28 protein-coding genes are annotated in these 21042 nt (G+C 35.9%); 25 read left to right on the forward strand and 3 right to left on the reverse strand.

Features of this window, described 5'->3' with window-relative positions:
- Positions 1-2: 2 nt before the first annotated feature.
- From MT489_RS11560 to MT489_RS11655, 20 genes are all read left to right on the forward strand, one after another.
- On the forward strand, positions 3-1271 hold the full coding sequence (locus MT489_RS11560) for a phage portal protein (RefSeq protein ID WP_244681713.1): 1269 nt from the start codon (positions 3-5) through the stop codon (positions 1269-1271).
- Positions 1234-1836: an HK97 family phage prohead protease gene (locus tag MT489_RS11565; RefSeq protein ID WP_244681714.1), complete on the forward strand. Its 603-nt coding sequence runs from the start codon at positions 1234-1236 to the stop codon at positions 1834-1836. The genes MT489_RS11560 and MT489_RS11565 overlap by 38 nt, the downstream gene beginning before the upstream one ends.
- Before the next feature lie 3 nt (positions 1837-1839).
- Entirely contained in the window at positions 1840-3015 is a 1176-nt protein-coding gene (locus tag MT489_RS11570; RefSeq protein WP_244681715.1) for a phage major capsid protein, read from the forward strand.
- 46 nt (positions 3016-3061) lie between these two features.
- Positions 3062-3223, forward strand: coding sequence for a hypothetical protein (locus MT489_RS11575; protein WP_244681716.1), 162 nt, complete (start codon positions 3062-3064; stop codon positions 3221-3223).
- On the forward strand, positions 3210-3503 hold the full coding sequence (locus tag MT489_RS11580; RefSeq protein WP_244681717.1) for a head-tail connector protein: 294 nt from the start codon (positions 3210-3212) through the stop codon (positions 3501-3503). The genes MT489_RS11575 and MT489_RS11580 overlap by 14 nt, the downstream gene beginning before the upstream one ends.
- A gap of 15 nt (positions 3504-3518) precedes the next feature.
- A complete protein-coding gene (locus MT489_RS11585) occupies positions 3519-3863 on the forward strand; it encodes a phage head closure protein (RefSeq protein WP_244681718.1) in 345 nt (114 codons plus the stop codon).
- On the forward strand, positions 3863-4309 hold the full coding sequence (locus MT489_RS11590; RefSeq protein WP_244681719.1) for an HK97 gp10 family phage protein: 447 nt from the start codon (positions 3863-3865) through the stop codon (positions 4307-4309). The genes MT489_RS11585 and MT489_RS11590 overlap by 1 nt, the downstream gene beginning before the upstream one ends.
- A 4-nt stretch (positions 4310-4313) precedes the next feature.
- Complete coding sequence (locus MT489_RS11595; RefSeq protein WP_244681720.1) at positions 4314-4697, forward strand: hypothetical protein; 384 nt, start codon at positions 4314-4316, stop codon at positions 4695-4697.
- Positions 4698-4699: 2 nt separating this feature from the next.
- On the forward strand, positions 4700-5122 hold the full coding sequence (locus tag MT489_RS11600) for a phage tail tube protein (protein WP_244681721.1): 423 nt from the start codon (positions 4700-4702) through the stop codon (positions 5120-5122).
- A 51-nt stretch (positions 5123-5173) separates the two neighbouring features.
- Positions 5174-5515: a hypothetical protein gene (locus MT489_RS11605; RefSeq protein WP_244681722.1), complete on the forward strand. Its 342-nt coding sequence runs from the start codon at positions 5174-5176 to the stop codon at positions 5513-5515.
- Positions 5516-5604: 89 nt separating this feature from the next.
- Complete coding sequence (locus tag MT489_RS11610) at positions 5605-5844, forward strand: hypothetical protein (RefSeq protein ID WP_244681723.1); 240 nt, start codon at positions 5605-5607, stop codon at positions 5842-5844.
- Positions 5844-8582: a phage tail protein gene (locus MT489_RS11615; RefSeq protein WP_244681724.1), complete on the forward strand. Its 2739-nt coding sequence runs from the start codon at positions 5844-5846 to the stop codon at positions 8580-8582. The genes MT489_RS11610 and MT489_RS11615 overlap by 1 nt, the downstream gene beginning before the upstream one ends.
- A gap of 13 nt (positions 8583-8595) precedes the next feature.
- A complete protein-coding gene (locus MT489_RS11620; protein ID WP_244681725.1) occupies positions 8596-8943 on the forward strand; it encodes a DUF6711 family protein in 348 nt (115 codons plus the stop codon).
- Between the two features lie 10 nt (positions 8944-8953).
- On the forward strand, positions 8954-10594 hold the full coding sequence (locus tag MT489_RS11625) for a hypothetical protein (protein ID WP_244681726.1): 1641 nt from the start codon (positions 8954-8956) through the stop codon (positions 10592-10594).
- Position 10595: 1 nt separating this feature from the next.
- Complete coding sequence (locus MT489_RS11630; protein ID WP_244681727.1) at positions 10596-10991, forward strand: hypothetical protein; 396 nt, start codon at positions 10596-10598, stop codon at positions 10989-10991.
- A complete protein-coding gene (locus MT489_RS11635) occupies positions 10991-11908 on the forward strand; it encodes a hypothetical protein (RefSeq protein ID WP_244681728.1) in 918 nt (305 codons plus the stop codon). Before MT489_RS11630 ends, MT489_RS11635 begins: the two co-directional genes overlap by 1 nt.
- Positions 11905-12141 carry a hypothetical protein gene (locus MT489_RS11640; protein ID WP_244681729.1) on the forward strand — a complete coding sequence of 79 codons (237 nt, stop codon included), beginning with the start codon at positions 11905-11907 and terminating at the stop codon, positions 12139-12141. Before MT489_RS11635 ends, MT489_RS11640 begins: the two co-directional genes overlap by 4 nt.
- Before the next feature lies 1 nt (position 12142).
- Positions 12143-12325: a hypothetical protein gene (locus MT489_RS11645; RefSeq protein WP_244681730.1), complete on the forward strand. Its 183-nt coding sequence runs from the start codon at positions 12143-12145 to the stop codon at positions 12323-12325.
- A gap of 61 nt (positions 12326-12386) precedes the next feature.
- Positions 12387-12863, forward strand: a complete 477-nt coding sequence (locus tag MT489_RS11650; protein ID WP_244681731.1) for a phage holin family protein — start codon at positions 12387-12389, stop codon at positions 12861-12863.
- 52 nt (positions 12864-12915) lie between these two features.
- Positions 12916-13620 carry an N-acetylmuramoyl-L-alanine amidase gene (locus MT489_RS11655; protein ID WP_244681732.1) on the forward strand — a complete coding sequence of 235 codons (705 nt, stop codon included), beginning with the start codon at positions 12916-12918 and terminating at the stop codon, positions 13618-13620.
- Positions 13621-13705: 85 nt separating this feature from the next.
- Here the strand turns inward: MT489_RS11655 and MT489_RS11660 are convergent, their stop codons facing one another.
- On the reverse strand, positions 13706-14647 hold the full coding sequence (locus tag MT489_RS11660) for a BAR domain-containing protein (RefSeq protein WP_244681733.1): 942 nt from the start codon (positions 14645-14647) through the stop codon (positions 13706-13708).
- 196 nt (positions 14648-14843) lie between these two features.
- Between MT489_RS11660 and MT489_RS11665 the strand changes: the two genes are divergently transcribed.
- Genes MT489_RS11665 through MT489_RS11680 form a run of 4 tightly spaced genes read left to right on the forward strand, consistent with a single transcriptional unit; the run spans position 14844 to position 16878 of the window.
- Positions 14844-15059, forward strand: a complete 216-nt coding sequence (locus MT489_RS11665) for a WYL domain-containing protein (protein WP_244681734.1) — start codon at positions 14844-14846, stop codon at positions 15057-15059.
- Positions 15059-16288, forward strand: a complete 1230-nt coding sequence (locus MT489_RS11670; RefSeq protein ID WP_244681735.1) for a DNA polymerase IV — start codon at positions 15059-15061, stop codon at positions 16286-16288. Before MT489_RS11665 ends, MT489_RS11670 begins: the two co-directional genes overlap by 1 nt.
- Positions 16288-16632: a YolD-like family protein gene (locus MT489_RS11675; protein WP_244681736.1), complete on the forward strand. Its 345-nt coding sequence runs from the start codon at positions 16288-16290 to the stop codon at positions 16630-16632. The genes MT489_RS11670 and MT489_RS11675 overlap by 1 nt, the downstream gene beginning before the upstream one ends.
- Positions 16633-16650: 18 nt before the next feature.
- A complete protein-coding gene (locus tag MT489_RS11680) occupies positions 16651-16878 on the forward strand; it encodes a LexA family protein (RefSeq protein WP_244681737.1) in 228 nt (75 codons plus the stop codon).
- 19 nt (positions 16879-16897) lie between these two features.
- Here the strand turns inward: MT489_RS11680 and MT489_RS11685 are convergent, their stop codons facing one another.
- On the reverse strand, positions 16898-19288 hold the full coding sequence (locus tag MT489_RS11685; protein WP_244681738.1) for a helix-turn-helix domain-containing protein: 2391 nt from the start codon (positions 19286-19288) through the stop codon (positions 16898-16900).
- Between the two features lie 420 nt (positions 19289-19708).
- Between MT489_RS11685 and MT489_RS11690 the strand changes: the two genes are divergently transcribed.
- Positions 19709-20260, forward strand: a complete 552-nt coding sequence (locus tag MT489_RS11690; RefSeq protein ID WP_244681739.1) for a GNAT family N-acetyltransferase — start codon at positions 19709-19711, stop codon at positions 20258-20260.
- 262 nt (positions 20261-20522) lie between these two features.
- Here the strand turns inward: MT489_RS11690 and MT489_RS11695 are convergent, their stop codons facing one another.
- Positions 20523-20975 carry a hypothetical protein gene (locus MT489_RS11695; RefSeq protein ID WP_244681740.1) on the reverse strand — a complete coding sequence of 151 codons (453 nt, stop codon included), beginning with the start codon at positions 20973-20975 and terminating at the stop codon, positions 20523-20525.
- Between the last annotated feature and the right edge of the window lie 67 nt (positions 20976-21042).

Raw genomic sequence — 21042 nt, forward strand, 5'->3', positions numbered from 1 at the left:
AAGTGAGATTATGGCCATTTGGAAAAAGCGAGAAAAGGTCAGAGGAATTAACTCCACAGGTGGATGATGTATTGTTAAAAGCATTACTTGGTAATACGACAATTACAAGCAAAGAAGCTTTAACTATCCCAGTTGTAAGTGCTTGTGTTGGTATTATCTCTGACACAGTAGCTTCACTACCAATTATGCTTTATAAATCTGAAAACAGAAAGGTTACTGAGATAAAAGATGATGCGCGTATATTTCTTCTCAATGATGAAACCAAGGATACTCTAGATGGTTTTCAGTTTAAAAAAGCATTGATTGTAGATTATCTGCTTAATGGCGCTGGGTATGCTTTTATAAATCGTTACCGAAATACAATTGAGAGCCTTCATTATGTGGAACATACTAATGTGTCAATTCAAAAGAACACGGATCCTATCTTTAAGGACTATGATATTTTAGTTCATGGAGCGATGTATCGAGACTTTGAGTTTCTTAAATTAACTAGAAAAACGACAGATGGAATAACAGGTATGGGCATTATCGAAGAAAATAATAAAGTATTTTCTGTTGCATATAACTCATTGGTATTTGAAGACACACTTGTTAAGACAGGCGGAAACAAAAAAGGGTTTTTAAAAGCTCTAAATCGACTTAGTAAAGAAGCAATTGAAGAGCTCAAATTAGCCTGGAAAAACCTATATAAAAACAATGATGAGAATGTCGTCATATTGAATAACGGAATGGAGTTTCAAGAAGCTGCGAATACTTCCGTTGAAATGCAGCTTAATGAAAATAAGAAAACCAATTCAGCAGAGATTTGTAAAATATTTGTTGTTCCTGAATCTATTTTAGATGGAACAGCAAGTGATGAGGTATATAACAATTGGATAAAGGTTTGTATTCTACCAATTCTAATAGCCTTACAAACCGCCTTAAACAAGGACCTTTTACTGCCAAGTGAAAAAGGTTCTTTTTATTTTGCCTTCGATACAAAGGAGTTGCTTAAAGGCGATATCGAGAAGCGATTCAAAGCTTATGAGATTGCAATTAAAAATAAGATTTTTGGCATTAACGAGGTTAGATACCTTGAAGATGCAGAGCCAATAAAGGCATTTGAAGATTTGATTGTGCTTGGTCTAAATGACGTTTTATACAACATTAAGACAGGCGCTGTTTACACACCTAATACAGACAAGTCATCTAATATGAATAATTCCAGTAAAACCTTGGAGGGAGGTGAGGAAGATGAGAATAGAAATCCGAGGGAACCAAGTATTACTTGATGGCTATGTAAATGCGGTAGCAAGAGATAGCCGAATACTACCATCTCCAAGGGGAAGGTTTATAGAGCAGATTAAGCCGAAAACATTTGAACGTGCCTTACAGAAAGCAGATGATGTGGAGCTTCGTTTTAACCATGATGTAAAGAAGAAATTAGGATCCATTAAAGAAGGAAACTTGCAGTTGTACGAGGACAATATTGGATTACGAGCAATTGCTACCGTTTCCGATGATGAAGTAATTCAAAAAGCCAAAAATAGTGAATTAAGGGGTTGGTCGTTTGGTTTTATTGACAATGACCCTGATTGGCAAGATGGTCCAGATGGAATACAGCGAAGATTCTTGAAAGATATTGACCTGTTGGAAGTATCAATATTGGACAAAACACCTGCTTATATTGCTACATCAATTGAGGCAAGAGGTGAGGAAGACGTCATTTCGGAAAACAGAAGTACTGATTTTAAAGCTGAAATTGAAGATTTAACTAAGGAAGAACAACGGGAAAACGTTGATTATTCTCTATATGAGAAACAAATAGAAATTTTAAAACTGAAAGGTGGAAAATGAATTATGTTAAATGTACTAGCAAAACCAGTAATTGAATATCGCTCTATGCCATCTCTTTTAGAGCAACGCAACAATCTACTTGATGAAATGGACGGATTACTAAAGAAAGTGAAAGAGGAAACACGTGCTTTCACTGATGAAGAAAATAAGCGTTTTGGTGAAATTAAGGCGGAAATCACTAAAATTGATAACACGTTGAATGCGCAAGTGGAAGCTCGTGGCTTTGAGAAGAAAGAACCTGTGAAAAAATCAGCGAAAGAAGAAAGAGCACTTGCTGAAGAACGTGCATTCACTAACTACATTCGCGGTATAGTCGAAGAAAGACAAGATGTTAACTTAACTGTCGGTGATAATGGTGCGGTTATTCCTTCGTCCATCGCGGATAAAATCATTCAAAGAGTTTATGACCTTTCTCCAATCTACCAGTTAGCGACTCGTTATAATGTTGGCGGCACACTGAGTATCCCATATTACGACGAAGAAGCTGGAACAATTGAAATGGCTTATGCCGATGAATTTGTTGAACTAGAATCAACTAGTGGAAAATTCAGTTCAATCTCTTTAAAAGGATTTTTGGCTGGTGCACTAAGCAAAGTTTCTAAGTCTTTAATTAATAACTCTCAGTTTGACATTGCAAGTTTTGTTATTAATAAAATGGCGGAGTCAATTGCTAAATGGATTGAAAATGAATTACTTAATGGTACTACAGACAAGGTTTCAGGACTTTCAACTGTAAAACTAAAAGTTGTCGCTGCTAGTTCAACAGTAGTAACTGCTGATGAATTAATTGATCTTCAAGAAGAAGTACCTGACGCTTTCCAAGGTGAGTCTATTTGGATTATGAATAAATCAACTAGAAAGGCTATTCGTAAGTTGAAGGATGGCGATGGCACTTACTTACTTCAAAAAGACTTTAATTCAAAATGGGGATATACTCTACTGGGCAAAGATGTTTATACATCGGACAATATGCCAGGACTGGAAGCAAGTAAGACAGCTATCTATTACGGGGATATGAGTGGACTTGCTGTAAAACTTGCTGAAGATGTTTCAATTGAAGTTCTTCGCGAAAAGTACGCTACTCAACATGCCGTTGGTGTTGTTGGTTGGATTGAAATTGATTCGAAAGTGGAAAACGCGCAAAAAATTGCTAAGCTTATTATGAAAGCAGGAGCTTAATGGGTGGGGGGAACTCCCACCTCTCTTTTTTTAGGGGGTGATGTGGATGAAAGTCAAGGCACTAGTTAGTTTTGCAGGCGCTGTCACCATGGCTCCCGGAGAAGTTCGGGATATTAAGGAGAAGGTTATCTATGAGGACCTTCTAAGTGCTGGATACGTGGAAAAGGTAGAGACGAAGAAGAAGGTGACTGAAGATGAAAGTAAGTGAGGTCACCATTAAAGAATTGATGGAATATGCCAGAGAATACAACACCGAAGATCCAGAAGTAATTAAAACATTCACAACCATCTTAGCTGCATGTAAGACTTATATTAAGGGTTATACCGGTCTCGATGATAAAGCAATGGACATGAAAGAGGACCTAACCGTTGCATTGATGGTCCTTTCCAATGAACTATATGATAATCGTACTTTCACTGTCGAAAATGACAAGGTGAACATTGTTATTAAATCAATTTTGGACATGCACTCCATCAATCTTTTATAGGGGGTGTATTTTTTAATGTCTAGATTTCGTATTAATCCAGGCGAATTTCGACATGTTATTACTTTTCAAAAGTTACAAGGTACCCAAAATGACTATGGTGAAGAAATAAAGGATCCAATTGAATGGGAAGAAATACTTACAGTGCGTGCCGGTATTTATCCAATGAGTGGCCGTGAGTTCTTTGCAGCAGAAACTGTAAATAGTGAGGTTACTCATAAAATCAACATGCGATATGTTCCAGGTATCACATCGGATATGAGAATTAAGTATGGAGAAAGGACTTTCGAGTTATCTTCACCACCGATTAATTTTCAAGAGAAAAACATATTACTCCAGCTATTATGCAAGGAGTTGATATAGTGGCTAAGTTCAAAATTGAGGGAATGAAAAAGCTTCAAAGGGATTTGAAAAAACTTGGAGATGTTCCTCAACGAACGGTTACAGCAGCTGCTCGAAAAGGAATGAATATTGCATCGAAAGATGCGAAAGTAAAGGCTCCTGTTCAGACTGGAGATTTAAAAAAAGGTATCAAATTAGTTGGTGAGCGAACACGAACAAAGGGAAAGAAAGTATATCGTGTTGTTTTTGATCGTTCGATGAATGACGTTTTTCAGAAGAGAAATTCATTGGGAGATATAACGGGATATTATCCTGTGTCACAAGAATATGGATTTTTTACGAAAAACGGAAAATACATCCCGGGATTTTATTTTATTAGAGACTCACTTTCCAATAATAAAAGAAAAATAGAGGATACCATCGTTAATGAAATGTCTAAGCGGATTGATAAGGAACTTAGGGGGTGATTAGTTGGAAAAGGCATTACGTTATGAGATTAATAAAATTCCGGAATTAAAAAATAGAATCTATCCAACTAATGCACCTGAAGGTGAGAGAGCCCCTTTTCTTGTGTATCAGAAATCACGATTTCAGCAAACAAAGACGTTTGAAGGCATTCAAAATCATACTGAAGCTGGGTATTTGCTAAACATTCTTTGCTCATCGTATTCACAACTTCAAGATTTATCTATAAAACTGAGAAAACAGTTAGACACGTTGCCACTCAGAAACATTGGAAATGAAGGTATTTATATACAGGACATGACTGTTAACAATCAGGCAGAAACATATGAAAATGAACTACAACTTTATCGAGGAATCTTTGACGTGACGTTTTATTATGAGGAGGCATAACAATGGCTAAAAGAGCATTAGGAACAAAACTGAAAATAGGAAAAACCACATCTACACCAGTAGCAGGATTAACATCGATAGGCGGACTTGACTTATCGGCGGATACAATCGATGTCACTACATTAGATTCAGACGGGGGATATCGTGAATTTATTGGCGGCTTTAAAGACGGTGGAGAAGTGCCGTTAGAAGGATATTTTAATCCGGAAACAGGAAAAGGGCAAAAAGAACTTTATGATTTATTTGAAAGCGGAGTTACCGAAGACTTTACAATTGAGTTCCCTCCAGAAGTTAATGCAAAATGGGAATTTAAAGGGGTTGTAACTAATTTTGCAACCGGCGCAGATTTAGAGGATCCATTATCTTTTTCAGCTACGATAAAAGTTTCAGGTAAGCCAAATTTAGCAGTAGGAACAGGTTCTTAAGACTAGGGAGATGAATCCCTAGTCTATTTTTTATATTTCAGGAGGATGAACATGAGCGATAAAAATGATTTAGTCATTATTAATCTCGATAGACCACGTGTATTACGTTTTGGACACAAGGCTTTGAAAACATTAACAGCATTAACTGGAATGACTTTCGACGACATCGATTTGGAAAATTTCGATTTGGAAACCATTGAAAAAGTCTTTTATTGTGGATTGTTATCGGATGCTAAAGAAAACAATGAAACTTTAAAACTTGAAGATATGGAAGATTTGCTAGATAAGGCGAATAACTATGGCGAACTCTTAGAAAAAATGACACTAGCTTTTAATGCTGCGTTCGGACAGATGGCGGAAGAACAAAAAAACTTTCAACGGATTGTGGAGTAGAGTCGGAAGACCAAGCAATTGCTTGGGATTGGGAACAGTCTCTTAAATCCGCAATCCATATCGGAATAAGCATAGCAGATTACAACGAAATGACGCCTCATGAGTTAAATCTTAATATACAAGATTTTAATGAAAAACAAAGAGCGTTAAATGAAGAAAAGATCGTTCTAACGTATTTGGGGGCATATTGGCAAAGAATTAACAAGTTTCCTAGTTTAAATAAAGTTCTTGGAAAAGAGCCTGAGAAAAAGAAAATGACTGATGAGGAAATGTTTAAACAAGTTAAACGACTTAATGCTTTATTCGGCGGAACCGAGGAGGTGAAGTAATGGCTCAAAGAAACCTGTTAATTCGCGGCGGTGCTGATTTCAGTGGAATGCGTAAAGAATTAGCAAGATCTCAGCAAAACTTAAATAACTTTAAATCGAATGTAAAAGGCATAATGGGGAAAATAGGAGCAGCTCTTGCTACCATTGGAATTGGCAAGTTTGTAAAAGATAGTATGATGGCTGCTAGCGACTTGGAAAGTGCATTTAAAGGGTTGGAAAGTATTTTAGTTGGTCAGGGACGGAACTTTGCAAAAGCAAAGGGGTTTATTGATGACTATATAGAAGATGGACTTGTCCCTCTTACTAATGCTGTAACCGCATATAAAAATCTAGCGGCGCGTGGGTATAACGATGAGCAAATACAGTCTGTCATGAACCGCTTAAAAGACGCAGCTTCTTTTGGTAGACAAGCTTCATACTCACTTGGTGAAGCCGTTAGTTCAGCTACTGAAGGTTTAAAAAATGAAAATAGTATTCTAGTCGATAACGCCGGGGTAACCAAGAACGTAGCAAAGATGTGGGAAGAATACGCTCGTTCTATTGGGAAAACATCTAATCAGCTAACTCAACAAGAAAAAATCCAAGCAGAAGTTAATGGGATTATCCAAGAGACTCAATGGCAAGTAGGAGATGCAGCAAAATACACTGACACATTTGCAGGGAAATTAGCAGCATTAACACGAACCTTTAATGATATTCGCGTTAATATAGGACAAGCTTTTATTCCTCTTGCCACTACTGTTATGCCCTTGTTGCAGAACTTTGCGAACTCCTTATTAAGAGTCACATCTGTTGTTTCTCAATTCATGCAAGCTCTTTTCGGGAAATCTATTAAAACTCAAAGTTCTCAAGTAAAAGTTACTAATCAGCAAGTTGCAGCAACAAAACAGCAAACTGGAGCCGTTGGGGGATTAGGAAAAGCTTATAAAAAAGCTGGTAAAGAAGCAACGAAGGCGGCAAAAGCGAGTAGAGGCATTGCCGGATTTGATGAAATCAACCAACTATCAGAACCAAGTGATTCTTCTGGCGGTAGTGGAACAGGCACTGGATCAGGCGGGGATATCGAAGGAAGTGGTTTTGATTCGATAATACCTGCAACTGGTCCGACAGAAGGAGCATTCACGAAAATTAGTAAAAAGGTTCAAGAATTCGCTGATAAAGTTAAGAAATATTTCAAGCCTTTAGGAAAGATTTTTAAACAGGTATATCAAACAGTTAAAGAATATCTTCTTGAAAAGTTTGAATACGTGGCAAAGTTTTGGAAAGAAAACTCTGCTCAAATGGGTCAGGCATGGAAGAATTTCCTCAAAATCATGACACCAATCGTAAAATTTATAGTGAAATTAATATGGGGAAATATAAAAGGTGCAATTGATGGCTTGATTGACGTTGTACTTGGATTACTAAAAATATTTACAGGCGTTTTTACCGGAGACTGGAAGAAAGTCTGGGAAGGGTGTAAAGACGTATTTTTTGGTGCTATAAAAGCCATTTGGAATATCCTGAATTTACTCCTTATCGGAAGAATCCTAAAAGGCATAACTAACTTTGGTGGTTTAGCCATTAACTTATTTAAAAATGTTGGTCCTACGATAAGTAAATGGTGGACGAAAGGGCTCGAATTAATCAAATCCGGGACACAAAGATATCTCGATGATGTCATGACATTTATCAGAGGGAAAATTTCCATCCTAATTAATAATTTCAAAACTTATAGCGGAAATATGTGGAATGCTTTAAAAAGTAAATTCTTAGATGTTTACAATTGGTTTAGTACAAATGTGATTGGCAAAATTGTTAATGTCTTTTCAAACTCGAAAAATTTAGTCGCAAACAAAGCCGGAGATATTTGGACAGCTATCAGAGGGAAATTTGCTGATGTGTATAATTGGTTTAAAACGAATCTTGGAGATAAAATAACTTCCGCCATTGCAAATGTGAAATCAGCAGTACAAACAAAAGCTAATGAACTTTGGACGGGAATAAAAGGTAAATTTGCAAATGCATATGATTGGTTTAGGGATAATGTAGCGAAGCGTTTTTCAGATGTTCTTGTCAATTGGAAAGAAAACATTGCTAATAAAGCAGGACCTATTTGGACGGGAATTAAAGATAAGTTTAAAGGAGCATATGATTGGTTCCGTGACAATGTAGCAAAGAGGCCAATGGAAGCCTTTGACAATTGGAAAACATCTATAGCCAATGCAGCTGGTAAAGTGTGGGGAGCTATCAAGGATAAATTCAAAGGAGCATATGATTGGTTTAAAGTAAATGTTGCAGAACCTGCGAAAAAAGCTCTAAATAACATAAAAAATGGATTAACTGAGGGACTGACTAGCGGTTTCAAATCTGTTTATAACAGAGCGGTTGGCTTCCTAAATACTCTTATTAGTAACTTTAATAGCGCTAAAAATAAAATAGTAGGAGTAAAAAATATACCTGACATTCCAAAGATTCCTGCTTTAGCAAAAGGTGGAATAACAAATGGACCTACTCTTGCATTAATCGGTGATAACCCTGGTGGTCGTGAAGTGGTTTCTCCACTGGATGACTTACAAGACCTTATTGCAGGCGCTGTAAGTTCGGCTGTTGTTAATGCTATGCAATTTAGTAAAGGTTCAGGTAAAAGTGGAGATGTTATCTTACAGCTTGATGGGAAAACCGTCGGAAGAATAATCAATCCGTATATCGATCAAGAAAAGGTTCGAGTTGGAAAATCTATGATTCAACAAATTTAAAGGAGGCGGTAGAGTGGTCTTTAGTATTAACGGAGTCGACATGCCGGCTCCTTCTGATTTGAATATTGGAATTATGGATTTAAGTAAAGCTGAGCGTAATTCCAGAGGAACGATGATCATTGAACGTATTGCAACAAAACGGAAATTGGAAGTCTCTTATAATTATCTTAGTAAAGACCAATTAAGTCAGGTGTTAAATTCTGTTTCTCCCGTTTTCATTAGTGTAAAATATTCAGATCCGCAAACAAATGGTATTAGAACAGGTACATTTTATTGTGGCGATAGGAGCGTTGGATTGATTGATTATCGAAACGGTGTTCCTCGATATAAGGATATTAAATTTGATTTAGTAGAAAGGTAGGTGTATAGATTTGATTCAAGTAAGTAGACGATTTAAAGATGAAATCTATGCACCTAGCAGGAAAACCACAGCAAAGGTGTCATTTGAAATCCTCGACAATGAGGCTTACGAAGATAACACTGTCTCTGTTACTAGTGAAGCTGTGATAAGCAGGAAAGCTCAAATCACCAATAAAAAACGTAATCTAACCAACAAATACGCTACCTTTGAGCCTAACTTTTTCAGACTGGATGGTAGCTTTTGCATTCCACCTAAGCAAAATGAAACAAATAGCGAAGTAGGCTGGGTAAGTTCTGATTTATGTGACGAAAATGGATGTTTTAGTCCATCTCAAGTGATTAAATTTGATTTTTCGGAACCTCATAGCTCTATAGGCATAACGATTACTTTTGATACATCTACAAATGAATATGCAGCAGATTTTGACATTTATGTTTTTGACTCGAATAACCAACAGATCCACAAAGAAGAAGTAATTGAAAATACAGAATCTCTTTATGTCTTGGAACATAATCTTGATAACTATAACCGAATCACTATAAGCATTAAACGATGGGCCAATGGAAATCGAAGAGCAAGAGTAACAGAAGTGGATTTTGGTCTTATCAAAGAATACCAGGGTAATAAATTGATTAGCATGAACATCATCGAAGAAATGAACGTTATTGGAGACACCATCCCTTCCAATGAGATTACTTTTACTGTGGACAACAGCGATAGAGCTTTTAATATATTGAATCCTGATGGAGTATACAAATATCTGAGAGAACGACAAGAGGTTACAGTTGAGATTGGACTTGAGCTTGTAGAAGGGTCAGATGATTATGAGTTTGTCCCGATGGGAATGTTTTACCTTACCGAATGGAAATCAGATGAAGGTTCATTGACAACTACCTTTACTGCTCGAGATGTATTTGAATTGTTGGAGCAAGAAGAGTATACCAGTATTACAAATACGAATCTTTATTTACTTACACAGGACATATTAATAAAAGCGGGAGTTAAGAATTATCAAATTGATTCTAAATTAAAGCAGATATTAACCAGTGGTTTTAAAGAGAAGTTAAACTCCAGGAATGCGCTACAGTATGTTGGTTTAGCAGGAAGAAGCGTGGTATATCAAGACCGTTTTGGCGTAGTCACTATAAAACAGCTAGAACTCTTAACTGAAAGCACAGGTTACTTGAACTTTTCCGGATACGATACATTCACAGGAATGACTACATTAGAGGTTGATCAGGACTATGACTTTAAGTATATAAACTTCGACAACACTTATAATGAGCCACAAATTGAACTGGACAAGCTGATTAAATCGTTGACAGTAGTGGTAATTGAAGATGGTTCAGAAGAAGGGCAAGAAGTCACATTTATTAATTCTGCTGTTAAGACAGGGGATTCCTTAAAGTTGGAAAATCCGCTTATAAACACAGTACAACACGCTCAACAAATTGCTGAGTGGATTATAAATGAATCTAACCTTAGAGCTTTATATGATACCAACTGGCGTCAGAATCCAGCGTTAGAATGTGGAGATGCGGTCCTTGTCGAAGATGGTTTTGGAGCCAAAAAGAAAAGTCGTATTATTAAACAGGAATTTAACTTTGAAGGCTATTTGGATGGAAAAACTGTAACGAAAGGCGGTGTTTAAAGTGTGGATTATACCTAAACTAGATTGGACAAAAGATGACTTTTATAATTTTGATGATTTAAATAGAGTAGAAAATAACACTAAAGTCATTGCTGGGTTAATATCATACTTTGAATCACTTCCGGAGATTATAGTTATTACAAATCGAGATATCAAGTATATCGAATTTGCTGATAGTCTAAACCGAATTGAGAGCAATCAAGAAATATTGCGACAACACTATACACCTCCGGATTGGATTTCAAATAAACTCGACTGGAAAGCAAATGATCCGTTTGATTATAACGATGCAGCACGGTTAGATAAGAATCTTTCCTTGCTGCATTTTTATTATCGTGGAAACGTTGATAACTTTAGGTATTGTGGCATGTATACATGTGGAGAGGAAGTGATTTAATGCTTTATGTACCAAATCAATGGAAGAACAGAGAGGTTGAAAGACCACGTACATTTTCTATGCAAGACAATGGAGATGGCACAATTACACTTATTCCTGCTGAAGGTGCTGTAATCGAGGCAGGCACACCAATTATTGCAAGTAACATGAATAACATCGAGGAAGGGATAGTTGGCGCATATCAAGCTCTTGATGAACATGAGGCGGAAAGATTGCAGGACGGAGTGCATGGATTAGCGACTACTCAAAATATCATTTATTATGTCGATGCAGTAAAAGGTAATGACAATAATAATGGTTTAACAAAAGATACTGCTTTTAAAAACATACAGACAGCGATTGATAAATTACCTAAAATTATTATGCATGATGTACGAATTAGGGTGTTACCTGGTGATTATTCATCACAAGGAATTATCGAAGTTCACGGATTTCGTTCCATGAGAAGTCTTTTATCATCAGTTAATGATTTTAAAATAATCGCATTTGATGGAGATGTTGAAATAACAGATATAGCTAAAGCGATTAATTATAAAGTATATGCAATAAGAGTTACAAATTGTCATGCTACCGTTTCGGTATCGTCATTTTACCCTACTAATACTGATTATGCTTTTGGTTTAGGCGTGGACTCAAGTGCCCGCGTATTATTCATGTCTTGTATGGATTCCGTTTCAGCTAGTCGAGATGGTATTTTTGCAAGTGCTAGTCGGGTGGAAAACCATGGTTGTAGTTTAAGTAATAAAGCCTTTGCCATATCGTCAAGACGTAGCGCACACGTCTATTCCGCGGCTAGTAGTGGAAGTCAAAACCAAGTAGCTTTATATGCTACTGAGGGCGGTGTTATCTCGAAAAGGACAGGTCAACCCTCTGGTACAACCGCAGAAAGAATAGATAATGGGGGTGCTATACGATGAAGAATTTAATTGCTTATGGTGAGGTATTCGAAGCTGAAAAAATAGTTAAATCCGATACTTCTATTATTGGATATATAGGTAATTCGGAAGTATTTGCTTTTCGTGGAATTACTGATTTTTCATCTTTTAAACTAATAGATGGTCAAGAATTTGATATTGACGAAATATCACAACTTAAAATATCTCAAGCAGAGCAATTTGAAACTATTTTAATCTTAATTGGAGGAATGTAAAATGGAAATTCTGTATGCCGATTTATGCGAAATGGGAGAGAGGGCAACAAGGGAAAATTCTTTAGGAATAAAGCTAGTTCCAGATGTACTAGAATTAAGAAAAAAAACAGAAGATGAACTACGAAAAAGAGGTAGTTTAGAAGGATTATTGGAGAAGTGGAATCCTAATCATATTGAATCTTAGGGTGATAGTGTACAGTAACTAGAGCTTCTCTTTTTAATTTTAAATTTAGGGAGATGAGAGGATGGAAAAATTTTTATTATCAACTGAACGATTACTTGCAGGGTTACTCGGAAGCGTTCTGGTACCCATGTTTGAATACCTATATGGTACCAGTGAGACCGTAATGTACACCATGTCAGCTTTATTATTTTTCACAACAATGGATTGGATCAGTGGAACAAGGGCAAGTAAAAAAGATAAAACATATGCTAGCAAGTATGGGATAGATGGTATATTCCGTACTTTTTTTATTTTGCTTTTGCCGGCAGGTGGGCATTTATTAGACATGATTTTTGGTGCACCTGGTATTATTTTTGGTCTATTGTCTTTTGGAGTGCTATATCATATTATCCAATCGATGACAGCAAATTCTATTCGAGCAGGGTGGGGAGAATGGGTACCGGAATGGCTTTTATCTAAATTAACGAATTGGGTGAAAGAAGAAATTGAATCGAAGCTAGCAAGGTCTGAAAAGAGAAAGAATGATTTAACTGGGTGACGAGTAATCGTCGCTTTTTTTTTAATTTCAAAATTATAAGGAGGAAAAAACAATGGTTAAAATATTTATCGATCCAGGTCATGGTGGAACTGATCCCGGAGCAGTCGGAAACGGATTAAAAGAAAAGGATTTAACATTAGCAATCTCCAAACGCATTGAATCAATCTTGAAGAATGAATATGAAGATGTAGAAATTAAGTTAAGCCGTACTGGAGATCAAACACTTACACTCAAACAGCGTACTGATATGGCGAATGCTTGGAAAGCTGATTATTTACTTTCTGTTCATATTAATGCAGGAGGCGGTGTTGGCTTTGAATCGTTTATTTATAATGGTATATATAAAACAAAGCCAGCAACTAATAATAAGCGTAATGTTCTCCATGATGAAATTATTAAAACTACTGGATTCAAAGACCGTGGCAAGAAAGAGGCAAACTTTCATATGGTAAGGGAATCAGGGATGCAGAGTTGTTTGACAGAATCAGGTTTTATCGATAATGCTAATGACGCAGCACTTTTAAAGCAAGCTTCATTCTTGGAAAAGGTTGCTCGAGGACATGCTGACGGCTTATCGAAAGCATTGAACTTGAAAAAGAAACAGGTAAGCAGGCCACCCACTAAGACAGAGACAGCTGACAATTCTAGCAAGTTGCATCGAGTGCAATTGGGGGCATATGCTGATCCTAAAAACGCCGAAAAACTTGTTGAAGAACTTAAGAAAAAAGGATATGACGCATATATTACTACGAATTAATTGATACTAGGAAAGAGAAGGATATGATAGCCTTCTCTTTTTATTTTTTTAAGTAGAACGAGGGTGGGTTAATATAGAATAATATCTACCCCTCATTCTTATCATTATCGCTTAAATATTTTGAGAGGATTTTTAAATTCTCGAAATCGTGCTGTATATTACCATGAGTTTGTTGAGTTTTTAAAGCTGAAGAAACTGATTTAATTACCTCCTCAGCTTTACTTTTTCCATCAGGTAATTGATATAAAATTCTCCTTATAGTATTTCTCCAAAAATTCAACTCCTTGCTATAGTCGTTTAGTTTGGCATTGTAAAGTAATCTTAGTTTTGCATGCCTTGAATTAATTTCTTTAAATTCTAAATCAAGTTTTTCCAAATCTTTATTAGTTTTTTCTTGAGACTTTTGAAGTCTTTCTCGATCTTCAATTAGATTATTTAATGATTCTTTATTACCTTGAATTAAAGAATTTATTGATTCAGCATTTTGCTTTATTAATTCTGATCGTCTTTTTTCTTGGTATAGCGATATTAAAAATATTAAGCCTGCATATATAAGACTATTAATTACAATGAACTTAATCTGTTCTTTAATTGGACTTTTTAAATCATTAATAGAATAGTTCACTTTAATTTTATTGCCATTTTTGTGCACAACAATTGAATTAGGCTCAATGTATTTTTTTGCTATTAATGTTAATTGATAGCTCTTTAATTCTGAAAGACCGGTAAGTTCAATGATTGAGTAATTTTTTTCAGTTTCGATTTTATTAATCTCTAATGGAATGTTGGCTTTTATCTGATTTCCTTTTATGTCACCTGGGAAACCTATCCTTAGATTATTTATTTCCTTTTCAAATGTATTAATTGTAATTGGTAATAAATATGTTTCGTTGTCAATTTCTACTGAATCACCTATTGTTAAAACAGATTTTTCAATGAACCAATCAGTTAACATTAAATTACTAAAAAAAGTTATTACTCCAAGGATTACTGCTGATAGGATTCCTTCTACTATTCTATTACGCAAATGACTCTCTCCTTATACTTTCCACATTTTACACCAAACTATATTCTGCATAAACAACAATAACTCCTTTAAAAAGACAATATTTCACTATTTTCTGTTATTTAGTACTTTTCATTTTAACAAATTTTTACCACTTGAAATACAAACGTATGTTTGCTTATAATAAATACAAACATACGTTTGGAGGTAAAAGGTCATGATTGGGATAATTAATCGAGCTGTGGGTACGGAGCAAAGGTTAGAACTTATTTATATAAATAACGATAGCCAATTATCACAGCGAATAATTAAGGTTCTAGCTGTAACTGATAAAGCTGTAAAAGCCTATTGTTACACCAAACGACAATTTCGTACATTCAAATTAGAAAACATCCTTTCAGCTGGTCCTTTTCACAAAAGGATGGGAGCATAATGGGCGAAAAAATAATATTCCTAACAGACATGCAAAGCTTTTACGCTACTGTGGAGAAGGTCCGTGATCATTCTTTAAAAGATAAACCCGTAATAGTTGCGGGAGATCCAGAACGGCGAAGTGGGATTGTTTTAGCTGCTTGTCCAATTGCTAAAAAATACGGAATAACTACTGCAGAAACTCTCGGGTCAGCTAAATTAAAATGTCCTCATGTGGAAGTCGTCCGTCCTCACATGCAACAATATATTGATGTCTCCATTCAAATTACAAAAATTATGGAGCAGTTTACCGATTTAGTTGAACCTTTTAGTATCGATGAACAGTTTATGGATGTAACAGGTAGTCAGAAACTATTTGGTGACCAGTTTGAAATTGCTAAAAAGGTACAGGCAAAGATTTTGGAGGATACGGGAGTTTATTCAAGAGTAGGAATAGGACCTAACAAAATCTTAGCTAAAATGGCTTGCGACAACTTTGCCAAAAAGAACAAAGACGGGATATTCCGATTAGATGAAAGCAACATAGATCAACTTTGGAAAATGCCGATAGGTAACATGTTCGGAGTTGGTAGTAAAATGGAGAGACACTTACGAGGTATGGGGATTTTTACAATAGGAGGTTTAGCAAAACACCCACTACCAACATTAAAAAAGAAATGGGGCATTAATGGAGAAGTGCTTTGGCAGACTGCAAACGGTATCGATTATTCGCCAGTTACTGTCAAAACACATAATCAACAAAAAGCAGTTGGCCATCATATGACATTGCCCAGGGACTACAAAAGTTTAAAAGAAATAAAAATAGTCCTCCTGGAACTATGTACTGAAGTAGCCCGTAGATGTCGAAAGAAAGGTTATATGGGTGTGACAGTATCCTTTGGCGTACGTGGTGCAGACTTCGACTTTCCAACAGGCTTCCACCGTCAAGTTACATTACCTTTACCAACGAATTATGACCTAGATATTTTTAATGCTGCATACAAATTACTGTTAGAATTTTGGGATCGTGAACCTGTTCGAAGTTTAGGAGTCAGTCTATCTAACCTGCAACCATCAGATAATTATCAGATTGATTTATTTGACAACTATCTACTAAAGGAAAGCCTTAATTCTGCATTTGATGTTATTTGGGATAAATATGGCCGAAGGGCTTTGTATAGAGCATCTTCATTAACTGCAGCTGGTCAGGCATCGGAACGAGCTGTCAAAATAGGAGGGCACTATAAATAATGGTTAATAAACTAACTCCAGGACTTAATTTACGCTGGGAATCAAGTAGGATGATGCTCCCAGAACATAAAGAGCAAATAATCTCACATCACTTCGACAAAGGTAAAATGATAAAACCAATATTAGACATGTCACGATTTGATGAATTTGACGAAACAATACATACTGCTTTGGAATATCATTGCCCTGTTTCTATTACGCATTGGTTAAATGGTTTTAACGGGATTCTTGAGGGATTTATTCATTATGTAGACCATATAAACAAACATATTCGACTAAAAGATTTTGAAGAAAACATATATAAAATTAAATTTGATTCAATTATCAACATACAAATAATGTAGTTTAGGGGGAGATATTAAATGCCAAACATAACAACAAAACAAAAAGAAGTATTAAATGCTATTATGAATTATATTGAAAAGAATGGATATTCACCGGCTTATAGAGATTTGATGGATGATCTAGGTCTTAAATCCGTTTCTACTATTTCTGGGCACATGGATAGACTAAAAGAAAAAGGTTATATTTCTTTTATGCCTGGATCGCCTAGGACCATAACAGTATTAAAAAGACCACTTCTCTTTTAAGAGAAGTTTTATTGCAAACTTATTCATCTAACCAATTGTAAAGAATAGGGTTAGATGGATTATTGCTATGCATCTTATCATTGTCATCCTCATCCCACATTTGTTCCATTGCTTGCACATATAAGTAGTCTAATTTTTTATCCAATATTCCATTAAAATAGCCAGTTATAGATTTAATTTCTTTCTTTTTAGTAGTGAGAAATGTAGTGCGTATTGCGCTAATAGCTGTATCTAGTAGAGTGTTTTTGTCAAAAGAATTTTTAATATATCTTGTTTGAGCTAAGTAGATTCCGTACATTTTAGATGCGGTTTTTCTATCATCAATGAAATAACCAACTGATTTTATGAATGACGAATACGGCTTACTATAATGAGTGTCACCATCAATCTCTTGCGCCGTATACGTATTAATAGAATTAATAGATTTATTGCTTAAAGAATAAGCTGTTTGTTTTTCAGATTTTCTTTGTTGACCGTTGCTATCATCATGTTTTTCGTCATCCTCACGCTTGGACATTTGCGCTTGGACATCAAGGTCATAAGAAGGTTGGATCTGATATATATTGGCCCCTTGTCCTCCTTTGATTGGTCTAGTTGTATTTACCTTTTGAATAGCTCCCATATCAATAAGCGACTTGATTGCACGTTGGACAGTCTTAATAGACATACTAATCCCTTCAGCGATTGTTTCTAATTTCAAATGAGCAGCACCAATAAATTTTACTGAGTACTTACTAATGAACCAAAGTACTTTAAATTCAGTCGCTGTAGTTTTATCACGAAATCCATTTACGTGTAGATTCAATTCTTGCACACTATTAAATGTTGCATAGTTTTCTAAGTGCCCAAAATGATACTTATTTTCCATTTCAACGTCTCCTATTCGGAAACAAAAAAGCAACGGCCTGTGATAGCAAACCGTTGCTAAATAAGCCCTATGACTGTAAAATAGACATAAGGGTACAGCAAGTGTTTGCCTATCGTGAGTAGGCGGACGGTGCATGAGTGCTACCAACACTACATGCACACGTTGTGCTCTTTTGTTTTTTATTTTTTTCTTATTTACCTTTAAATTATAGTTTCGATATGTTTGAGTGTTTTTTATAGGTGAAGGTGTTCCTCCACCTACCCATACTGCCCCCATTTGGCCAATGGCTCCAAGCGTAGCGACATCTACTCCAACACTACTACCTAATGCTCCAGATAAAGAGCCAACTAAAGGCAGACCTGAAAACCCTGAACCATCCAATCCAGTAATCATTCCAATTATAAGAATACCGAAGCCTGCTATAAAGCTATTTTCAGGTATGAATTGCTGCCCAGCAAGGACAAGATCAAATAAGAAAGATGGAGTTTCTTCTACATTCATACTAAATATTTTTGCTGCTAATTCACCACTGCCGATAAAGAAGAACCCAGCTATTGGTATCACTGGTCCCATTGCTTTAAAAGCGAATACAAATCCTTTTACGATATTGTCACTAACCGTATTTAGTGATGCCTTTATATTGTTAAAGATAGAAGCTGCAATAAGGAGTATAAAGGATGCTCCGCCAATTAATGCTGCTCCAGTACCACCTTCAATAGAAGGAAGAACATCGGAGAATTTCGTAAGAACCATATAGATTATAATCAACAAAAATGTGATTGGTATGAGAATGGCAAAGAGAAGACTATATTTACTTTTCAGAGGTTGCTTCGTTTCGGAAAGTTTTTCGCTTTCATTCAGATTTTGAATACTATTTTCCCATGCTTGGAGGTGTTGATTAGATGGTTGTAAAATGTTTTTTCTAAGAGAGAGATAAGCAATTACAATGGCGGTAATCCCTGTAATTAATGACAAAATAAAGGCACGATCTGCGACTGGTGCAACGTCCACTAAAGCTGCAGTTGCGGTTAAGGTTGGAGCAATTTGAATGACGTAATCGGACGATAACGCCATTCCCTGGCCAGCTAGTGAAATTGCTATGGCCGCACCAATTGGCGGAAGTCCGGCGCGAATAGCAACTGGGATAAGCAATGCACCAACTAATGGAACTGCCGGTGTTGGCCAAAAGAAGAGGGAAATTGCATATGTGACGAAAATAATGACCCAGAAGGATATATGGCCATTCTTCATTACCCTCTGAAAAGGTGTGATCATCTGTTCGTCCGAACCTAATTCTTTCAATGAGTATAATAAGGCAGTCATGATTGCGATGATTAGGAAAATATTAAACAACTCCCCAGCCGCAATTAAACTAGCATTGAAGATGGTTTGCAAGCCAGCTATAAAGGAACCAGTATAAATCCAACCAACTAAGAATGTGACAAGAATCGAAGGTACTACTACATTTTGGCGAAACAGCATCGTTAAAATAATGATCACTGTTCCTGCTAAGTACATCCAGTGAGCTGCTGTTAGTTCCATATAAATGAAACCCCTCTCAAAACGAAAATGAAAAGTGATAAATTCTTAAATTAGGTTATGCGCAGAGTTGGGCTTTGGTGAAAACGTGGAGAACAATAATTTGGAAGCTTGGTCATAGGGGTATCTATCAAAGTGTGGTAAAACAAATTGATACAATTGGAACACCTTTATTCAGGCGTACATTGATCCTGATTATTTTTGGATGATCGGCAAATTTGAAGTTGAATTTTATTTTCATAGTGACGACCATAAGAGAAGAAATGTTTTGGTATAATATTCCTTAAATGCAGTGTCATAAAGAACGAAGGATTCAGTAGAAAGGTTATCCTTTCAGCTTTTAGAGCTAATAAGGCTGAAATTATCTTACAATTAATAGTATGTAGTAAAAAAATTAAAGTAGTAGAGTTAGGAGAGGCTTAAATGAAAAGTATTCCTTTGAAAATGGTGAGAAAAAATTTATTGAACATTCCACAGTATTCACTTCTAGACGGCTTTAAAATTAGATTCTTTGAAAAAGGAGACGAACATAATTGGGCTAGAATTGAAGCGAGTGTAAATGAATTTAAAAATGAACAAGCTGCTCTAGAACACTTCACTAAAGAATTTGGATCACATATTGATGAAATGTCAATGCGTTGTCTATTCATTGTGAATAAAGATGGGGAAGCAATCGCAACAACAACAGCGTGGTATGGAGACTTAAGTGGCAGTGGGGAAATATCGGGTAGAATACATTGGGTAAGTGTGGTTCCAGAATATCAAGGAAAGAAACTGTCAAAACCATTACTTAGTGAAGCAATGAACATTTTGGCAAGTCACCATTCAAATGCCTATCTAACATCTCAAACTACGAGTTATCAAGCAATCAATATGTACTTAAACTTCGGATTTGAACCTTATTTAACAACTACAAGCTGTTATGAAGCTTGGAACTTGATGGAAAATACTTTAAACCGAAAAATACTATCGTAGTTTTTACCTTAACTGAAAAATAGAATAACGAAATAAGGTTAATAAAAAAATGAATATAAAAACACCTAGATGTGAGAAATAACCGTACATATTTAGGTCAGTTAAAAATATTTTTAAGCAGGGACGGTACTCTGAACTTTTCCATCGTCTTCCGCTTATTAGAACATTTGATACATAGAGCCATTTTTGAGAACATGTAATGCCATATTATTTTTAAATTTGAAAGAGTCGCTAATTCATAAGCGACTCTCAATAATAATACTTATTCTTTTACATTGGCCACTCTTGGATTAAACGGCATAAACATGCCTTCTGGATTCGGAGCCCATATCCATGCATGTAGGGTATATGGTAGTTCACCATGAGGAGGGTCCATTTCTTGCCCGAATAAACTATTAGGTGGAATAGACATATATTCCACAGTAACCAATTTTAGTCCATTTTTTGTTGGTTCATATACTAAAACCTCTGGAGTTAACGGGTCAACGACTCCATCAATTAATTCTTCCTTTACAAAATGAATACCCATATTAGGCACAAGAAAATCGCTTGAAATATAGCCATCTGCAATAGCTTTCTTGACATCATGATATTTTGCTGTCGCATTTCTCACTTTAGCCAAGTCCACTTGCACATTTCCAGCTGCCGAAGCTGATCCCAATAAGCTAAAACTTAAGGTCAATGCCCCAATTCCTGCTAATATCTTCTTCTTCAAAAAGCCACACCCCTCTAAGTCTGATATAGGTTATAGCGTGTTGCTTTCATAAAAATGCTGAAAAATT

It is taken from the genome of Lederbergia wuyishanensis (assembly GCF_022900255.1).
GTDB lineage: Bacteria > Bacillota > Bacilli > Bacillales > Bacillaceae_C > Lederbergia > Lederbergia wuyishanensis.